The sequence below is a fragment of the Enterobacter sp. BNK-22 genome (assembly GCF_048684805.1).
Classification (GTDB): domain Bacteria; phylum Pseudomonadota; class Gammaproteobacteria; order Enterobacterales; family Enterobacteriaceae; genus Enterobacter; species Enterobacter quasiroggenkampii.
The window spans coordinates 1,220,828-1,237,930 of sequence record NZ_JBLQTT010000001.1 but is presented as its reverse complement, the minus strand read 5'-3'; the positions used below and the strand labels follow the sequence as shown (position 1 = coordinate 1,237,930).

Annotated in this window: 16 protein-coding genes; 11 read left to right on the top strand and 5 right to left on the bottom strand. The window is 57.5% G+C overall.

The features are described 5' to 3' along the window. The first annotated feature begins 90 nt into the window (after positions 1-90). Together ACMGGE_RS05690 and ACMGGE_RS05685 are read left to right on the top strand one after the other, a co-directional pair. Complete coding sequence (locus ACMGGE_RS05690; protein ID WP_196352387.1) at positions 91-1,686, top strand: ABC transporter substrate-binding protein; 1,596 nt, start codon at positions 91-93, stop codon at positions 1,684-1,686. Between the two features lie 135 nt (positions 1,687-1,821). Beyond that, entirely contained in the window at positions 1,822-2,496 is a 675-nt protein-coding gene (locus ACMGGE_RS05685; protein ID WP_045910520.1) for a DUF3313 domain-containing protein, read from the top strand. Positions 2,497-2,530: 34 nt separating this feature from the next. On the opposite strand, the gene ACMGGE_RS05680 is transcribed toward ACMGGE_RS05685, so the two are convergent. Beyond that, positions 2,531-3,427 carry a DMT family transporter gene (locus ACMGGE_RS05680; RefSeq protein WP_008502257.1) on the bottom strand — a complete coding sequence of 299 codons (897 nt, stop codon included), beginning with the start codon at positions 3,425-3,427 and terminating at the stop codon, positions 2,531-2,533. A gap of 173 nt (positions 3,428-3,600) precedes the next feature. On the opposite strand from ACMGGE_RS05680, the gene ACMGGE_RS05675 reads away from it, so the two are divergent. Next, on the top strand, positions 3,601-4,473 hold the full coding sequence (locus ACMGGE_RS05675; RefSeq protein WP_045910521.1) for a helix-turn-helix transcriptional regulator: 873 nt from the start codon (positions 3,601-3,603) through the stop codon (positions 4,471-4,473). Here the strand turns inward: ACMGGE_RS05675 and ACMGGE_RS05670 are convergent. Next, positions 4,453-5,619 carry a benzoate/H(+) symporter BenE family transporter gene (locus ACMGGE_RS05670; protein WP_262789522.1) on the bottom strand — a complete coding sequence of 389 codons (1,167 nt, stop codon included), beginning with the start codon at positions 5,617-5,619 and terminating at the stop codon, positions 4,453-4,455. The genes ACMGGE_RS05675 and ACMGGE_RS05670 overlap by 21 nt on opposite strands. A 92-nt stretch (positions 5,620-5,711) precedes the next feature. Between ACMGGE_RS05670 and ACMGGE_RS05665 the strand changes: the two genes are divergently transcribed. Then, on the top strand, positions 5,712-6,239 hold the full coding sequence (locus ACMGGE_RS05665; RefSeq protein WP_048223163.1) for a helix-turn-helix domain-containing protein: 528 nt from the start codon (positions 5,712-5,714) through the stop codon (positions 6,237-6,239). Positions 6,240-6,319: 80 nt separating this feature from the next. Next, complete coding sequence (locus ACMGGE_RS05660; RefSeq protein WP_023618976.1) at positions 6,320-8,284, top strand: peptidase U32 family protein; 1,965 nt, start codon at positions 6,320-6,322, stop codon at positions 8,282-8,284. On the opposite strand, the gene ACMGGE_RS05655 is transcribed toward ACMGGE_RS05660, so the two are convergent. From ACMGGE_RS05655 to ftrA, 3 genes are all read right to left on the bottom strand, one after another. After that, a complete protein-coding gene (locus ACMGGE_RS05655) occupies positions 8,285-8,515 on the bottom strand; it encodes a DUF2554 family protein (protein ID WP_045910627.1) in 231 nt (76 codons plus the stop codon). It abuts the gene before it with no gap. Between the two features lie 314 nt (positions 8,516-8,829). Then, positions 8,830-9,366 (bottom strand): dihydrofolate reductase family protein, encoded by a 537-nt coding sequence (locus ACMGGE_RS05650; RefSeq protein WP_420293495.1) that lies wholly within the window; start codon positions 9,364-9,366, stop codon positions 8,830-8,832. A 33-nt stretch (positions 9,367-9,399) separates the two neighbouring features. Beyond that, positions 9,400-10,407 (bottom strand): transcriptional regulator FtrA, encoded by a 1,008-nt coding sequence (gene ftrA, locus ACMGGE_RS05645; protein ID WP_420293494.1) that lies wholly within the window; start codon positions 10,405-10,407, stop codon positions 9,400-9,402. A gap of 73 nt (positions 10,408-10,480) precedes the next feature. On the opposite strand from ftrA, the gene ACMGGE_RS05640 reads away from it, so the two are divergent. From ACMGGE_RS05640 to urtD, 6 genes are all read left to right on the top strand, one after another. Next, the gene (locus tag ACMGGE_RS05640; RefSeq protein WP_420293493.1) at positions 10,481-10,894 is read left to right on the top strand and encodes a rhodanese-like domain-containing protein; all 414 of its coding nucleotides are present in this window, start codon (positions 10,481-10,483) and stop codon (positions 10,892-10,894) included. A gap of 156 nt (positions 10,895-11,050) precedes the next feature. Beyond that, on the top strand, positions 11,051-12,154 hold the full coding sequence (locus ACMGGE_RS05635; protein ID WP_045910526.1) for a cobalamin-independent methionine synthase II family protein: 1,104 nt from the start codon (positions 11,051-11,053) through the stop codon (positions 12,152-12,154). Between the two features lie 203 nt (positions 12,155-12,357). After that, complete coding sequence (gene urtA, locus ACMGGE_RS05630) at positions 12,358-13,629, top strand: urea ABC transporter substrate-binding protein (protein WP_420293492.1); 1,272 nt, start codon at positions 12,358-12,360, stop codon at positions 13,627-13,629. 24 nt (positions 13,630-13,653) lie between these two features. Further along, complete coding sequence (gene urtB, locus ACMGGE_RS05625; protein WP_069719245.1) at positions 13,654-15,228, top strand: urea ABC transporter permease subunit UrtB; 1,575 nt, start codon at positions 13,654-13,656, stop codon at positions 15,226-15,228. Then, a complete protein-coding gene (gene urtC / locus ACMGGE_RS05620; RefSeq protein ID WP_196364585.1) occupies positions 15,228-16,301 on the top strand; it encodes an urea ABC transporter permease subunit UrtC in 1,074 nt (357 codons plus the stop codon). The genes urtB and urtC overlap by 1 nt, the downstream gene beginning before the upstream one ends. Beyond that, positions 16,301-17,098 carry an urea ABC transporter ATP-binding protein UrtD gene (gene urtD, locus ACMGGE_RS05615; protein ID WP_063621603.1) on the top strand — a complete coding sequence of 266 codons (798 nt, stop codon included), beginning with the start codon at positions 16,301-16,303 and terminating at the stop codon, positions 17,096-17,098. The genes urtC and urtD overlap by 1 nt, the downstream gene beginning before the upstream one ends. Positions 17,099-17,103 lie beyond the last annotated feature (5 nt).

The following is a 17,103-nucleotide window of genomic DNA, read 5'->3' as shown; positions in this document are numbered from 1 at the left end:
TTTTCAGGTGTTTGCCACATCACTTTAATGTTATTTATGAAATGGCAAAAGAATTAATTAGCCGTCGAATTAAAAAGACAGGAATAAATGATGACAAGCAAACTCACAACTTTCACATTGGCGCTCGCGGCACTCACGGTCAGTTCCGCTGTCGCTGCGAAAACGCTGGTGTATTGCTCCGAAGGATCGCCGGAAAACTTTAACCCTCAGCTTTACACTTCGGGAACCAGCGTCGACGCCAGCGCCGTGCCGGTCTATAACCGTCTGGTCGATTTCAAACCCGGCACCACGGAGCTGGTGCCGAGCCTGGCGGAACGCTGGGAGGTGAGCGACGACGGCAAGGTTTACACCTTCCATCTGCGCAAGGGCGTGAAGTTCCAGAGCAATAAATCCTTTACGCCGACCCGTGACTTTAACGCCGATGACGTGATCTTCTCGTTTATGCGGCAAAAAGACGTGAATCATCCCTACCACAACGTCTCTAACGGCAGCTACTCGAACTTCGAAAGCCTGGAGTTCGGCAGCCTGATTACCGCCATTGATAAAGTCGATGACCACACCGTGCGCTTTACCCTGGCGCACCCGGAAGCGCCGTTTGTCGCCGATCTGGCCTGGTATTTTGCCTCGATCCTATCAGCGGAGTATGCCGACGCGATGCTGAAAGCGGGCACGCCGGAGAAGGTGGATATGGAGCCCATCGGCACCGGGCCGTTTAAGCTGGCGCAGTATCAGAAGGATTCCCGGATCCTGTTCACGGCGTTTGCCGACTACTGGCAGGGGAAATCGAAGCTGGACAGGCTGGTGTTCAGCATCACCCCGGATGCCTCCGTGCGTTTTGCCAAAATTGAGAAGAACGAATGTCAGGTGATGCCGTTCCCGAACCCGGCCGATCTGCCGCGCATGAAGGCCAACAAAGATATCAACCTGATGAGCAAGGCCGGACTGAATACCGGCTTCCTGGCGTTCAATACGCAGAAGCCGCCGCTGGATAACGTGAAGGTCCGTCAGGCGCTGGCGATGGCCATCAACAAACCGGCCATTATTGATGCGGTGTTCCACGGTACCGGCACTGTGGCGAAGAATCTGCTGCCGCCGGGCGTCTGGAGTGCCGACAGCGAGCTTAAGGATTACGACTACGATCCTGAAAAAGCCAAAGCGCTGCTGAAAGAAGCCGGTTTTGCCAGCGGCGTCAGCATCGATTTATGGGCGATGCCGGTTCAGCGTCCCTATAACCCGAATGCGAAACGCATGGCGGAGATGATTCAGGCGGACTGGGCGAAAATTGGCGTACAGACCAAAATCGTTACCTACGAATGGGGCGAGTATCTGAAACGCGTGAAGGGCGGAGAGCATCAGGCCGCGCTGATGGGCTGGACGACGGCCACCGGCGATCCGGATAACTTCTTCGGCCCGCTCTTTACCTGCACCTCGGCGAACGGCGGATCAAACTCGGCGAAATGGTGCTACAAGCCCTTCGATAGCCTCATTGCCGAGGCGAAATCGATAACCGATCATGATAAGCGCGTGGCGTTGTATAAAGAGGCGCAGCAGATGATGCATGACCAGATGCCTGCGGTGATGATTGCGCATTCAACGATTTTCGAACCGGTACGCAAGGAGGTGAAGGGCTATGAAATCGACCCGTTTGGCAAACATCTGTTCTGGCAAGTGGATATAAATCAGTAATTTTTCACTGCCCGGCTTGCGTCCGGGCAATCTTTTTGCAATTTGTGCTCACCGCATCATTTTTTGTCACAACAAACCCGCCCGTCTTTTGCTATAACTTCAAATGCATACTTGCAGATAACATGGAAAACTATCATGCGTACTCAAACTTTTTTTAAAGTTGCAGTGCTTACTGGTCTGTTGGCGTTGGCGGGCTGTTCTTCAAAAGTCGCCGCTCCAGAACAATACTCCGGCTTTTTAAAAGACTACTCAGGCTTGCAGCAGACAACGTCTGCGACGGGTAAACCAACGCTGCGTTGGGTTGATCCTTCTTATAATGAGGCTAACTACGACAGTATTCTCTGGACACCGATTACCTATTACCCAACGCCAAAACCGACCACGCAAATTGGTCAAAAAACGCTTGATGAGTTGTTGAATTACACCAATAACAAAATGAAAACGGCGATTGGTACGCGTAAGCCGGTTGTGACCACGCCGGGTAAACATAGCCTGATTTTCCGCGGCGCGATTACCGGGGTGAGTTCGCAGAAAGAGGGGCTGCAGTTCTATGAAGTGGTGCCTGTTGCGCTGGTGGTTGCCGGTACGCAGATGGCGACCGGACACCGCACCATGGATACGCATCTCTTCTTTGAAGGCGAGCTGATCGATGCGGCCACCAACAAACCGGTCATGAAGGTGGTACGTAAAGGCGAAGGTAAAGAGCTGAATAACGAAAGCACGCCAATGACCTTTGCGACGCTGAAGCAGGTTGTTGATGATATGGCGACGGATGCCACCATGTTTGATGTGAAAAAGACCGCAAAATAAAATAAAACGGCCTGCGTAATGCAGGCCTTTTTATTTACGCCATCCGTAAGCGTCTGAACCAGGTTTCCGGTTTGGTAAACATCACCATATTTCCTCCCAGGATCAGCACTAATCCCACGATACCGTTGACATGCCAGACGTAGCCTTCATAGACCGTGGAGATGGAGAGCGCCACCAGCGGAAAGAGCAGCGTGCTGTAGGCCGCTTTGCCTGGGCCAATACGTCCAACCAGCGTGAAGTAGGCGCCAAAAGCAATCACCGAGCCAAACAGTGCCAGATACACCAGCGCGCCGAGATAGCTCACCGTCCATTCCGGCACAAAGCTATCGCCTCTGAACAGCGCAATGCAGCCCATCACCAGCGTGCCATAGAGCATCGCCCAGGCGTTGGTGGTCATGGTTTCCAGGCCTCTGCGCTGATGGCGCATGCTGATCATATTGCCCAGCGAGAAGCCGTAGGTTCCGAGCGCGGAAAGCCCAATACCGGTCAGGAGTGACGCGCTCCAGCCGCTGGCCAGCAAATCGTCCCAGAAGAGGGTGACAATCCCAACCAGCCCCAGTGCCGCCGCCGTCCAGAAACGCGCGGGCGGGCGCTGTCCGAAGAAAATAAAGCTGTTAATGGCGTTATAGAGCACCGCCATGGAGAAGATCACCGACTCCAGTCCGGTATTGATATGTGCCGCTGCCGTGTAAAAACACCAGAAGTTAAAGCAGAAAACACAGCATCCCTGAAGCAGGCAAAAAAGATGATCCCGTAGCGCCAGCGTGCGCAGGCGACGCAGGGCGAGTAACACCACCATCATCGTTAAGCTGGCGACGGCGAAGCGCCAGAAAATCGACACCGGCGCCGCGACGGGGCCCTGCTGCAGGAAAATCGCAATCCAGGTGGTTCCCCAGATAATGACCACGAGTCCATATAATAATGCGTTCATAGTTGTCTCTTCTCAAACCGCGGAAGCCCCCAGTATGGCGCTGAGCTGCGTAACGGGCTTTCACCTGCTTGCGGGTGACTTGCAAAATCTTGCGCTTTTTTCTTCCCTGGGGTCTGGCAACGGGGGACAACTCTTTTTAGACTGATATTCCGATCATTCATGCGCTAACGGTTATGTCTCACGCTTACGATACCTTTGAAACGCTTTGCCAACAGAATGCAGTCCTGCGGGAAACCGTCTCGCTGAATTCGGGTATTCAGCTGGCAGCGTGGTACAACAAGCACGACACGATAACCGTTAAAAGCAACCATCATACCCTCAGCCTGTACGTGGCGGACGGCTACGAAAGCTATCAAAAAACGCCGGGCGGCTGGAAGAACGGTGGGGGGCCGGACCGTTTTTGCCTGATGCCCAAAGAGAGCGAATCGACGTGGGACATCCGTGATGACCTGTCGTTTGTGCATCTCTACTGCACCGATGAACACCTGCGCGACGTGGGGGAGAAAATCTGGGACAAGCGACCGCTTTCGCTGACCCTGGACGAGCGCATTTTTGGCAGCGATCCGAAGATCACCACGCTGTATCGCCAGTTTTTACTGGGCTGTGACTGGCAGCAGCACGCCAACCAGCTGACCCTGAGCACGGCCTCCACGCTGCTGCTGACCCATCTGCTGCAAAACTACTCAAACGTGCAGTGGAAGCTGCCGGTTGTCACGGGAGGGTTGTCGCCGTTTGTGCTGCGCAACGTCCTCGCCTTTATCGAAGAGAATCTCGGGCAGCCCCTGACGCTGGCCGAACTGGCGGCGCAGGCTGCCCTCAGCGAATACCATTTTGCCCGCATGTTCCGCCAGTCGACGGGGCTGGCGCCGCATCAGTATGTGATGCAGAGGCGAATGGATAAAGCGAAAGCCCTTGTCCAGCATACGACGACGCCGCTGACGGAGATCGCGCTTGCCTGCGGGTTTAACTCCGCCAGCCACTTCAGCAACCGCTTTCGCAGCGCGACGGGCATGACGCCTTCGCAACTACGCGCGGCGAGCGCGTGAAAACAGGGCGTAGCATACTCCGCCCAGCACCAGCCCCCAGAATGCCGAACCGATGCCCAGGATTGTCACGCCGCTTGCGGTCATCAGAAATGTGACGATAGCCGCGTCGCGCTCCGCTTCGTGACTCAGCGCCTGATATAAACTCCCGCTGATGGTGCCCAGCAGTGCCAGACCGGCCAGCGTCTGGATCCAGCTGAGCGGCAGCGCGGCCATCAGCCCGGTAATGGATCCACCGAAAATTCCCGCCAGCAGATAAAACCCTCCCGCAGCGATGGCCGCCAGCCAGCGTTTACCCGCATCCGGGTGTGCATCCGGGCTTTGGCAAATGGCGGCGGTAATGGCCGCAATGCAGATTGAAAAGACGCCAAACGGAGAAAACAGCAGCGCCATTCCCCCCGTAACGATAATGAGCGGTGAGACCGCCAGCGGGTAACCGGAGGCTTTCATCGTGGCGAACCCCGGCGCGTTTTGTGAGGCCATGGTGACCAGGAAGAAGGGTAAGCCAATACTCACCAGGCTGGTGAAGGTGAAGGCGGGCGCAATAAATTCGGGCATCACCAGTGAAAGCGTGAGCTTATCCGTGACAACGTCACCACCGAACCATGCCACCATACCGCCCACCAGGAGCGTGACCACGATGGCATAGCGCGGCGACAGCGCTTTGGCGATCAGCCACGCCGCAATCATGCTGCCGCACAGCAGAAAGTGCCCCTCAAGATGCGCAAACGCGTGGAGGCCAAACTGCAGCAATACCCCGGCCAGCATGGCGGCAGCAAGCGAATGGGGGATCAGCTTCATCAGTCGGGCGAAAAGCCCGGTAACGCCGCAGAGCAAAATAAGCGCGTTCGCAAAGATGAACACGCCAATGGTTTCCGCCAGCGTGACGCCGTGCAGGCTGGTGGCGAGCAGCGCCGCGCCGGGCGTCGACCAGGCGGTAAGTACGGGCGCTTTGTACCACCAGGAGAGCGCCAGCGTGCTGATGCCCATCCCAATCCCCAGCGCGGTCATCCAGCCCGCAATCTGCTGCGCGCTGGCGCCTGCCGCGGCGGCGGCCTGCCAGATGATGGCTGCCGAGCTGGCGTAACCGACCAGTACGGCGACAAATCCAGCCAGTGCAACTGGAATAAGATGAGAGGAAGGGCGCATGAAAACTCCGTTGTGCGTTATAACGTCCGAAATAAGGTAGCACTGTGCGCTATAGCGTACAAGTGGTATGCTGAATGTCACCAGGAGGGAACATGGACATCACACGACATCTTGCAACCACATTGAAAACGCTGCGCCAGGCACGCGGCTGGAGTTTGTCGAAGCTCGCGGACGAGACCGGCGTGTCAAAGGCCATGCTCGGGCAAATCGAGCGAAATGAATCCAGCCCCACGGTGTCGACGCTGTGGAAAATTGCCACAGGACTGAACGTGCCGTTTTCCGCCTTCATCACGCCTGAGGCGGACCGACAGGCGGTGTTTGACCCGCAGCAGCAGGCGATGGTCGTCAAGCCGCTCTTTCCGTGGGACGAGGCGCTCCGGTTTGATTATTTCTCCATTACCCTGGCCCCCGGCGCCCTGAGTGAATCCACGCCGCATGAGGCAGGGGTGATTGAACATGTGGTGGTGATCAGCGGCGAGCTGGAGATGAAGCTCGAGGGCAAGTGGCAGACGATTTCTGCCGATTCGGGCGTCCGCTTCGCCGGCGATAAACCGCATGCCTACCGCAACAGCAGCGACCGGACGGTGCATTTTCACTCCCTGATTCATTATCCCCGCTGAGGCTACGCAAAACTGTTTCGCTGACGCAGACTTCTGACTACAATAGCCGCCATTTTGACCATAACGGATAACGACGAAGTATGCGCCTGCAATCCCATCATCTTGAACTTTTAAGCCCGGCCCGTGACGCCGCCATTGCCCGTGAAGCGATCCTTCATGGCGCAGATGCCGTCTACATTGGTGGTCCTGGCTTCGGTGCCCGCCATAACGCCAGCAACAGCCTGAGCGATATTGCTGAACTGGTGCCGTTCGCCCACCGTTTCGGGGCGAAAGTGTTCGTGACCCTGAACACCATTCTTCATGATGATGAGCTGGAGCCTGCGCAACGTCTGATTACCGATCTCTATCAGGCCGGGGTGGATGCCCTGATTGTTCAGGATATGGGCGTGCTGGAGCTGGATATTCCGCCCATTGAACTGCACGCCAGTACCCAGTGTGATATTCGCACGGTAGAGAAGGCGAAGTTTCTCTCTGACGTCGGCTTTTCGCAGATCGTCCTGGCCCGCGAGCTGAACCTGAATCAAATCCGCGATATTCACCAGGCGACAGACGCGACGATTGAATTCTTTATCCACGGCGCGCTGTGCGTCGCCTATTCCGGTCAGTGCAACATTTCCCACGCGCAAACGGGGCGCAGCGCCAACCGCGGCGACTGTTCACAGGCCTGCCGTCTGCCGTATACCCTGAAAGACGATCAGGGCCGCGTCGTGGCATTTGAAAAACACCTGCTCTCGATGAAGGATAACGATCAGACCGCCAACCTGGGCGCGCTGATCGACGCGGGCGTACGTTCCTTCAAGATTGAAGGGCGCTATAAAGATATGAGCTACGTGAAGAACATCACCGCGCACTATCGCCAGATGCTGGATGCCATTATTGAGGATCGCGGTGACCTGGCGCGCGCGTCGGCCGGTCGTACCGAGCATTTCTTTATTCCGTCGACGGACAAAACGTTCCACCGCGGCAGCACGGACTATTTTGTGAATGCCCGTAAAGGGGATATCGGCGCGTTTGACTCACCGAAGTTTATCGGCTTACCGGTTGGCGAAGTGCTGAAAGTGGCGAAAGATCACCTTGATGTTGCGGTGACGGAGCCGCTGGCGAACGGCGATGGCCTTAACGTGATGATTAAGCGTGAAGTGGTGGGCTTCCGCGCCAACACGGTCGAAAAAACCGGCGAGAACCGCTACCGCGTGTGGCCGAATGAAATGCCGGCCGATCTCTACAAGGCGCGACCGAACGCGGCGCTTAACCGTAACCTCGATCATAACTGGCAGCAAGCGCTGCTGAAAACCTCCAGCGAACGTCGTATTGCGGTGGATATTGAACTGGGCGGCTGGGAAGAGCAGTTGATTCTGACCATGACCTGTGAAGACGGCATCAGCGTAACGCATACGCTTGATGGCCTGTTCGAGGTGGCAAACAACGCGGAGAAAGCGCTCAACAGCCTGAAGGATGGTGTTGCGAAGCTGGGTCAGACGATTTACTACGCCCGCAACGTTGAGGTCAACCTGCCGGATGCCCTGTTTGTACCGAACAGTTTGCTCAACCAGTTCCGCCGTGAAACCGCCGAGATGCTGGATGACGCGCGCCTGGCGAACTACCCACGCGCTAGCCGTAAAGCGGAAGCCGTTCCTGCGCCCGTCTACCCGGATACGCATTTATCCTTCCTGGCCAACGTCTATAACCATAAAGCACGTGAATTTTATCATCGCCACGGCGTGCAGCTGATCGACGCGGCCTATGAAGCGCATGAGGAGAAGGGCGATGTGCCGGTGATGATCACCAAGCACTGCCTCCGTTTCGCGTTTAACCTGTGTCCTAAGCAGGCGAAAGGCAACATCAAGAGCTGGAAGGCTACCCCTATGCAGCTCGTAAACGGTGACGAAGTGCTGACCCTTAAATTTGACTGCCGTCCGTGCGAAATGCATGTGATTGGCAAGATGAAAAACCACATCTTCAAAATGCCGCAGCCCGGCAGTATTGTAGCGTCCGTCAGTCCGGACGATCTGATGAAAACGCTGCCAAAACGCAAGGGCAGCTAATTACCGAACGTGCGTGTCCGGTTTGCGCGATTTCTGCCACAGGTGGTGTTCGCGCAAACCTTCCGCCGACTCCTCCGCCGCACTTCGCAATTCATCGCTGTCGGCTTCATGACGCAGCTGATGCTCCACATTCTTTACCCACAGATATTCATGTCCTTTGTGCCCGGCCATAAGCTGGCCTGAAAAGAGGGCACAGATCAGCATCACGAGAGATAAACCTTTTTTAACCATGAAGTCACCGCCGAATAACATTGCGGCTTGATCATGCCGATTATTTATTATGGTTATTATTCAAAACTTCAAATTAGCGCAAAGGAAATGTCAAAGAGTATGATTTCGGGCGCGTTGCATGTCATGAGAGAGCTTTACCCATGCGGGTTAAAAAAGGCTGTTTAACCTTCGTTAAGACAACGGGTGTTAGGTTGTATGGGATCCGCAGCCCGGCCATGTCGTGTCGGGACGTAGAGACCAAAATACAAATCTATCCATGCAAGCATTTACCGCCATTTTTGGCGGTTTTTTTTTGCGCAGTGTTTACCGTGGTTTTACGGCATCAGTCGGTAGTGCGACTGCACCAGACCCGAAGGGAAGCTGCGGCTGGAGACCAGTGTCAAGTCGATATCCCCGGGCAGGGCGCCAAACAGTGATTTACCCGAGCCGAGCAGGACAGGAACGGTCGTGATCACCATATCGGCGACCAGTCCTTCCCGCAGAAACGACTGTATAACCTGCCCACCATCAAGATAGACGCGATGGACGTTATTCATCGTCAGATCGTCGAGCACCTCCTTTGGCGTGCGGCCTGAAAACTGTACTTTGCCCCTCAATGCGTCGGGCACCGGCGTGTCGGCCAGCCGTCGGGAGAGGACCAGCACGGGCCGATCATACGGCCAGGTGTCAAAAGTCAGCACCTTCTCATAGCTCCCCCGGCCCATCACGATCCACTCTTTGTCCGCGATGAACGCCGCATAGCCATGATCCTCAGTCGGGTCATCGCGCTGCAGCAGCCACTCGATATCGTCATTGTGTCTGGCGATGTAGCCATCAAGACTGGTTGCGATAAAAACGTGTGTGGTGACCATCAGGTGCTCCGTATTAACCATAAAACTAACGCCTCAGCGCGCAGTACCGGAATGAGAAAATTGTTTACGGTACTGGGCCGGGGAAATCGCGAACTGCTGGCGGAAATGATGACGCAGCGTCGATGCCTGACCAAACCCGGTCTGTTCCGCGATGCTGTCGATGCTTAAACGGCTGCTTTCAAGATAATCTTTCGCCCGCAGCAGGCGTTCATTGAGTAGCCAGCGGGCAGGCGTCGTTCCCGTTGCCGCTTCGAAGCGACGAAGAAACGTGCGCTGACTCATACCGACGCGGCGCGCCAGCGAGTCGACGCTGTGCGGCTCGGTAAGATGCGTGTGCAGAAAATCAAACAGCTGACCAAGGCGCTGGCTTTCGCGCAGCTGCGCCACCGGGCGACTCAGCTGTTGCGGCTGAGAGCCATCCCGATGAGGGGGAATGACCAGCCGACGCGCCACGCTGTTTGCGGTTTCCATCCCATAATCTCTTCGTACAACGTGAAGGCAGAGATCGATCCCCGCCGCGCTGCCTGCGGAAGTCAGTATATCGCCTTCGTCCTGGTAGAGCACATCCTCGACCACGTCGATGTCAGGGAAGCGGGTTTTTAGCGTCTCAATGTAGCGCCAGTGCGTCGTGGCTTTACGTCCTTTCAGCAGCCCCGAGGCGGCCAGCACAAATACGCCCGAGCAGATGGAGAGCAACTGACAGCCTCGCGCGCTGGCCTGACGTAATGCGTTGCAGAGCGCGTCCGGCACCGGCGAATCCAGCCCACGCCAGCCCGGCACCACGATCAGATCGGCAGACTCAAGCAGGGAGAGATCGCCATCGGTAATGATACGGATCCCGCCTGTCGCCCGAAGCTCACCGCTGTCAACGCTTGCCACGGCAAAACGATACCAGTCGTCACCCAACTCGGGGCGCGGCAGGCCGAAGATTTCCACCGCCACCCCAAACTCAAAGGTACACAGACCGTCATACGCCAGCACCACCACCTTCGGGCGGGCAATCTGTCTTAACGTTGTCATCTTTTTGCTGTTTTCTGGCATAAGCGAGCGCATTCACGGGCTGAATTTGTGGATAGAGTAGTGTTAACACAAACGCCAAAGATGAGGAAGGATCATGAGCTATGTTACTGAATTTCCGGCTGCCGAGCCGCAGGAAGCCGTTACCCATTTCCTGCGCCGCCTGAGCGTCGAAACCGACTGCGCCGATGTGCATCATGCCATCACGCATAATGAGCAGGACTTTGTTTTACTGCACGTTGTGGGAAGCCCGGAGCAGTTTGCGCGTCGCCATGTGCCGGGCGCTCTGCATATGCCATGGAGCCAGATGACCGCTGAGCTCATGGCCCAATGGCCTGAAGGAACGCTGTTCGTCGTCTACTGCGCAGGGCCGCACTGTAACGGCGCGGACAGAGCCGCGCTGAAGCTGGCGCGTCTCGGGCTGCCGGTCAAAATCATGCTCGGTGGGATCACCGGCTGGGAAGATGAACGCTACGCGTTTGCCAGCGAGGCGTCCGTCGCCGCGCTGTGAAGATGAATTTTTTTCAACACCCGTGAAATTTTCTCGTTTGCCGGCACCGGTGAGGTATGACATTGTTTTTGGACATTTAGACATCCAGAAGTCTAAAGCTTCAAATGATGAATTATCACTGCGGGCAATTATTGCCGGCAGACTGAGGAGATTTCCATGCAACGACACCACGCCCCGTTCCGCGCCGATGTAGTCGGCAGTTTTTTACGCCCGGATGCCATCAAGCAGGCTCGCCTGAAATTTGCCAGCGGTGAGATTGATGCCGGGCAGCTTCGCGCGGTGGAGGACGAGGCCATTCGCCACGTCGTCGAGCAGCAGTGTGCGTGCGGCCTGCATGTGGTGACCGACGGTGAGTTTCGTCGTGCCTGGTGGCACTTCGACTTCTTCGACGGACTGCAGGGCGTTGAGCGTTACGATTCGCAGCAGGGCATCCAGTTTAACGGCGTGCAAACCAAAGCCCACGGCGTGCGCGTCACCGGCAAGCTGGGCTTTGGCGAGCATCCGATGCTGGAAGACTTTCGCTATCTGAAAAGCATCAGCGGGAACGCCCAGCCGAAAATGACCATTCCCAGCCCGAGCGTGCTCCATTTCCGCGGCGGTCGCAAAGACATTGACGCGACCGTCTACCCGGACCTGAACGTCTATTTTGATGACCTGGCGACCACCTGGCGCGACGCCATTCGGGCCTTCTACGATGCGGGCTGCCGTTATCTGCAGCTGGATGACACCGTCTGGGCCTATCTCTGCTCGGACGATCAACGCCGTCAGATCCGCGAGCGAGGCGATGACGCCGATGAGCTGGCGCGCATCTATGCCCGCGTGCTGAACAAGGCGCTGGAGGGCAAGCCGGACGATCTGACCATCGGGCTGCACGTCTGTCGCGGCAATTTCCGATCCACCTGGATTTCCGAAGGTGGCTACGAGCCGGTAGCGGAAGTGCTGTTCGGAACCGTCAACGTTGACGCCTTCTTCCTCGAATATGATAACGACCGCAGCGGGGATTTCGCACCATTGCGCTTTGTTCGCCCGGGCAAGCAGCAGGTGGTGCTGGGTCTTATTACCACGAAAAACGGCGAGCTGGAGAACCCGGAGGGGATTAAAGCCCGTCTGGAAGAGGCGGCGAAATACGTGGCGAAAGAGCAAATTTGCCTTAGCCCGCAGTGCGGCTTTGCCTCTACCGAAGAGGGCAACAGCCTGAGCGAATCCCAGCAGTGGGACAAAGTCCGTCTGGTCACGCAGATCGCCAGCGAAGTCTGGTAAAACCTTCCTCCTCAGCGCTGCATTATAAAAGTGCAGCGCTGTGCCATTGTGAGACGTTCTCTTTACATCCGGCGTTCCCCTCCCAGAAATAGCGCTATCTCCATTCTGGCATTCTTTTTGCTCCTGCTTCGCTGACACATTTATTTCCGCGTCCACGCCGTAACGGACGTTTTCGCACAGCGTTCTTTTTCAGGAGTGAAAATATGCACCGTCGTACTTTATTAAAAGCCTTCGCGTTGTCAGCGTCCGTCGTGGCGATGGGGATGAGTTTTGGCGCGCAGGCGGCCGATACCATCAAAGTGGGGATCATGCATTCTCTTTCCGGCACGATGGCTATCTCCGAGACCCCGCTGAAAGATGTCGCCCTGATGACCATCGACGAGATCAACGCCAAAGGCGGCGTGCTGGGCAAGAAACTGGAGCCGGTGGTGGTGGACCCGGCCTCAAACTGGCCGCTGTTTGCCGAGAAGGCCCGTCAGCTGCTGAGCCAGGATAAAGTGGCAGTGGTATTCGGCTGCTGGACCTCGGTTTCGCGCAAATCCGTACTGCCGGTTTTCGAGGAGCTGAACGGCCTGCTGTTCTATCCGGTGCAGTATGAGGGCGAGGAAATGTCGCCAAACGTCTTCTATACCGGCGCGGCGCCGAACCAGCAGGCGATCCCGGCGGTGGAATACCTGATGAGCGAAGACGGCGGCGCGGCGAAACGCTTCTTCCTGCTGGGAACCGATTACGTCTATCCGCGCACCACCAACAAGATCCTGCGCGCGTTCCTGCATTCGAAAGGGGTGGAGGATAAGGATATTGAAGAGGTGTATACCCCGTTTGGTCATAGCGACTACCAGACCATCGTCGCCAACATCAAAAAATTCTCTGCGGGCGGCAAAACCGCCGTGGTGTCGACCATCAATGGCGACTCCAACGTACCGTTCTACAAAGAGCTGGCTAACCAGGGGCTGAAAGCGACCGACGTGCCTGTGGTGGCCTTCTCTGTCGGTGAAGAAGAACTACGCGGGATCGACACCAAACCGCTGGTGGGTAACCTGGCGGCGTGGAACTACTTTGAGTCCGTCGATAATCCGACTAACCAGGCGTTCGTGGCGGATTACAAAGCCTATGCGAAGGCGCACAAGCTGCCGAACGCCGACACTGTGGTGACCAACGACCCGATGGAAGCGACTTACGTGGGGATTCATATGTGGGCGCAGGCGGTGGAAAAAGCAGGCACTACCGATGTGGACAAAGTGCGTTCGGCGATGGCCGGTCAGTCCTTTAAGGCGCCGTCAGGCTTTACGCTCACCATGGATGCCACCAACCATCATCTGCATAAGCCGGTCATGATCGGTGAAATCGAAGGCAACGGTCAGTTTAACGTGGTGTGGCAGACCGAACAGCCGGTACGCGCCCAGCCGTGGAGTCCGTTCATCGCCGGGAATGACAAAAAGCCCGACCAGCCGATGAAAACCGCTAGCAACTAAGCCATCACCGCAGGGAGAAACGTCATGAACGCCATGCGCCTGTTCATCGCTCTTGTATGGCTTTCCGGACTGCTGCCAGGGATGGTGCAGGCATCGGATGCCGATCGTTTTGTTGCCGCCAGCCGCAGCCAGCAGGCGGATTTGTTGACCCAGTGGGCCGCCGCGCCGGATGCGTCAAGACTGCCGCTCCTTGAGGCGCTGCAGAAAGAAAATCTCTACGTCGATACGCAAAAGCACGCCTTTGCACAACGCAATGGTAACGTCATCCCGCTGGGGGAAAGTCAGACGGCAGAGGGCCCAACCAAAGCCGTTCGTCTGACGAACCGGCTGCGTGTGCTGGCCGCGACCGCCATCGCCACGCATCAGCTGGTGAGTGACAGTGTCACCGAAAGGCGAGCGGCGGCGCGTCAGCTGCAGCGCGATGCCCGGCCCGACATGCTCACTTTTCTGGAAAAGCGAGTGAGCGATGAAACGGATGCCGTGGCGCGTCAGGCACTGCTGCTGGCGGTCGCGAATCTCCAGCTGGCAAGCCCACAGGCCGAGGTGCGCCGCAAGGCCGTGGCGTTGTTAGGCCAGTCCGACGATCCGGACGTACAGTCCAGACTCACCCCGTTTACCCAGCCACAGACGGAGCCGGATAGCGGCGTTCGCGCGGCCGCAGAAGAGAGTCTTAGCCAGATCCAGCACCGACTGATGTGGGGCGATCTACTGGGCCAGGCGTTTATGGGGCTGTCCCTCGGATCGGTACTGCTGCTGGCCGCGCTGGGGCTGGCTATCACCTACGGCCTGCTGGGCGTGATTAACATGGCCCACGGCGAGATGCTGATGCTGGGGGCATATGCCACCTGGATGGTACAGCAGGCGATGGCCGGGCTTGCGCCCCAGTGGCTGGCGCTCTATCCCGTTATCGCCTTGCCGGTCGCGTTCTGCCTGACGGCGGGCATTGGAATGGTGCTGGAGCGCACGGTGATCCGTCATCTGTACGGTCGTCCGCTGGAAACGCTGCTGGCGACGTGGGGCATCAGCCTGATGCTTATCCAGCTGGTGCGCATGACCTTTGGCGCCCAGAATCTCGAGGTGGCGAACCCGGCATGGCTCTCCGGCGGGGTGCAGGTTTTTGCCAACCTGACGCTGCCGTGGAACCGCATTGTGGTGCTGGGCTTCGTGCTGCTGGTGCTGTTCTTCACCTGGCTCATTCTGAATAAAACCCGTCTGGGGCTCAACGTGCGGGCGGTGACGCAAAACCGCAGCATGGCCGCCTGCTGCGGGGTACCGACAGGGCGCGTCGATATGCTGGCGTTCGGGCTTGGCTCCGGGATTGCGGGGTTAGGCGGCGTGGCGTTATCGCAGCTCGGTAACGTCGGGCCGGAGCTGGGACAGGGCTATATCATCGACTCCTTCCTTGTGGTGGTGCTTGGAGGCGTAGGCCAGCTGGCAGGCAGCGTGGCCGCGGCATTTGGTCTGGGGATCTTTAATAAAATCCTTGAACCGCAGATGGGGGCTGTGCTGGGCAAAATCGTGATTCTGGTGGCGATCGTGCTGTTTATTCAGAAACGCCCCCAGGGACTGTTTGCGCTGAAAGGGAGGGTGATTGACTGATGAGCCAGCCGCTGACCTTAACACTGGCGCGCAAAGCGCCACGCACCACGCAGATAGCAGGCAGCCTGCTGGTGGTGTGTTTGCTGATATTACCGTTTTTCGCCTTACTGCCTGCGACGCATCCGCTGGCGCTGTCGACCTGGATGCTGACGCTGATTGGCAAGATCCTCTGCTATGCCATCGTTGCGGTGGCGCTGGATCTGGTGTGGGGCTATGCCGGTATGCTGTCGCTTGGGCACGGGATCTTCTTCGCGCTGGGCGGCTACGCGATGGGCATGTACCTGATGCGCCAGGCTGCAGGTGACGGTCTGCCTGCGTTTATGTCGTTTCTCTCCTGGAGCGAGCTGCCTTGGTTCTGGTGGGGCACCCAGCATTTTGCCTGGGCGCTGGTGCTGATTGTGCTGGTGCCGGGGCTGCTGGCGCTGGTATTTGGCTGGTTTGCCTTCCGCTCGAAGATCAAAGGGGTCTATTTCTCGATTATGACCCAGGCGCTGACCTATGCCGGGATGCTGCTGTTCTTTCGCAACGAAACCGGCTTTGGCGGCAATAACGGCTTTACCGGCTTCACCACGCTGCTCGGGTTTTCAGTAACGGAAACGACGACCCGTATCGCGCTGTTTCTGGCCACCGTGCTGTTGCTGCTCCTGGCCCTGGGCACAGGGTTTGCGCTGGCGAAGAGCAAGTTTGGCCGCATTCTGACCGCCGTTCGCGACGCCGAAAACCGGCTGACGTTTTGCGGCTACGATCCGCGCGGGTTCAAGCTGCTGGTGTGGACGCTCTCTGCCGTACTGTGCGGTCTGGCGGGGGCGCTCTATGTGCCGCAGGTGGGCATTATCAACCCGGGCGAAATGTCGCCGACAAACTCGATAGAGGCCGCCATCTGGGTGGCGCTGGGTGGGCGCGGCACGCTGGTGGGGCCGGTGATTGGCGCGGCGCTGGTGAACGGGGCGAAAAGTTTCTTCACCGTCGCGATGCCGGAATACTGGCAGCTGTTTCTGGGGCTGATTTTTATCGCCGTTACGCTGTTTTTACCGCGCGGCGTCTACGGACTGTTTCGTAAGGGAGAAAAATAATGCAGCCAGCCGAAGGGTTATTCACCCGCCAGCTACCCGGCGATCGTTACCGCGAGCAGACCGACCCGGTCCTGCAACTTGAGGCGATTAACGTCAATTTTGATGGCTTTCAGGCCCTGACCGATCTCTCGCTGAATATCGGCGTGGGCGAGCTGCGCTGCGTGATCGGTCCCAACGGGGCCGGTAAAACCACGCTGATGGACGTCATCACCGGCAAAACGCGGCCAAAGAGCGGCAGGGCGATTTACGACCAGTCCATCGACCTGACCGCGCTGGAGCCAGCGGCCATTGCGCGCCAGGGCATCGGGCGTAAATTCCAGAAACCCACGGTCTTTGAGGCGCTGACGGTGTGGGAAAACCTGGAGATCGCGATGAAAACCGATAAGTCCGTCTGGGCGAGCCTGCGGGCAAAACTCAACGGCGAGCAGCGCGACCGCATTGACGAGATGCTGGTTTTACTCCGGCTGACCGGCGAGCGCGACCGCCGCGCCGGGCTGCTTTCCCACGGACAAAAACAGTTTCTGGAGATCGGCATGCTGCTGGTGCAGGACCCGCATCTGCTGCTGCTGGATGAACCCGCCGCCGGGATGACCGATGCGGAAACGGAATACACCGCAGAGTTGTTCAAAACGCTGGCGGGCAAACACTCCCTGATGGTGGTGGAGCACGATATGGGCTTTGTTGAAACCATCGCCGATCATGTGACCGTGCTGCATCAGGGGCGGGTGCTGGCGGAAGGGTCGCTTCGCGAAGTTCAGGCCAACGAGCAGGTGATTGAGGTCTATCTGGGACGTTAAGGAGA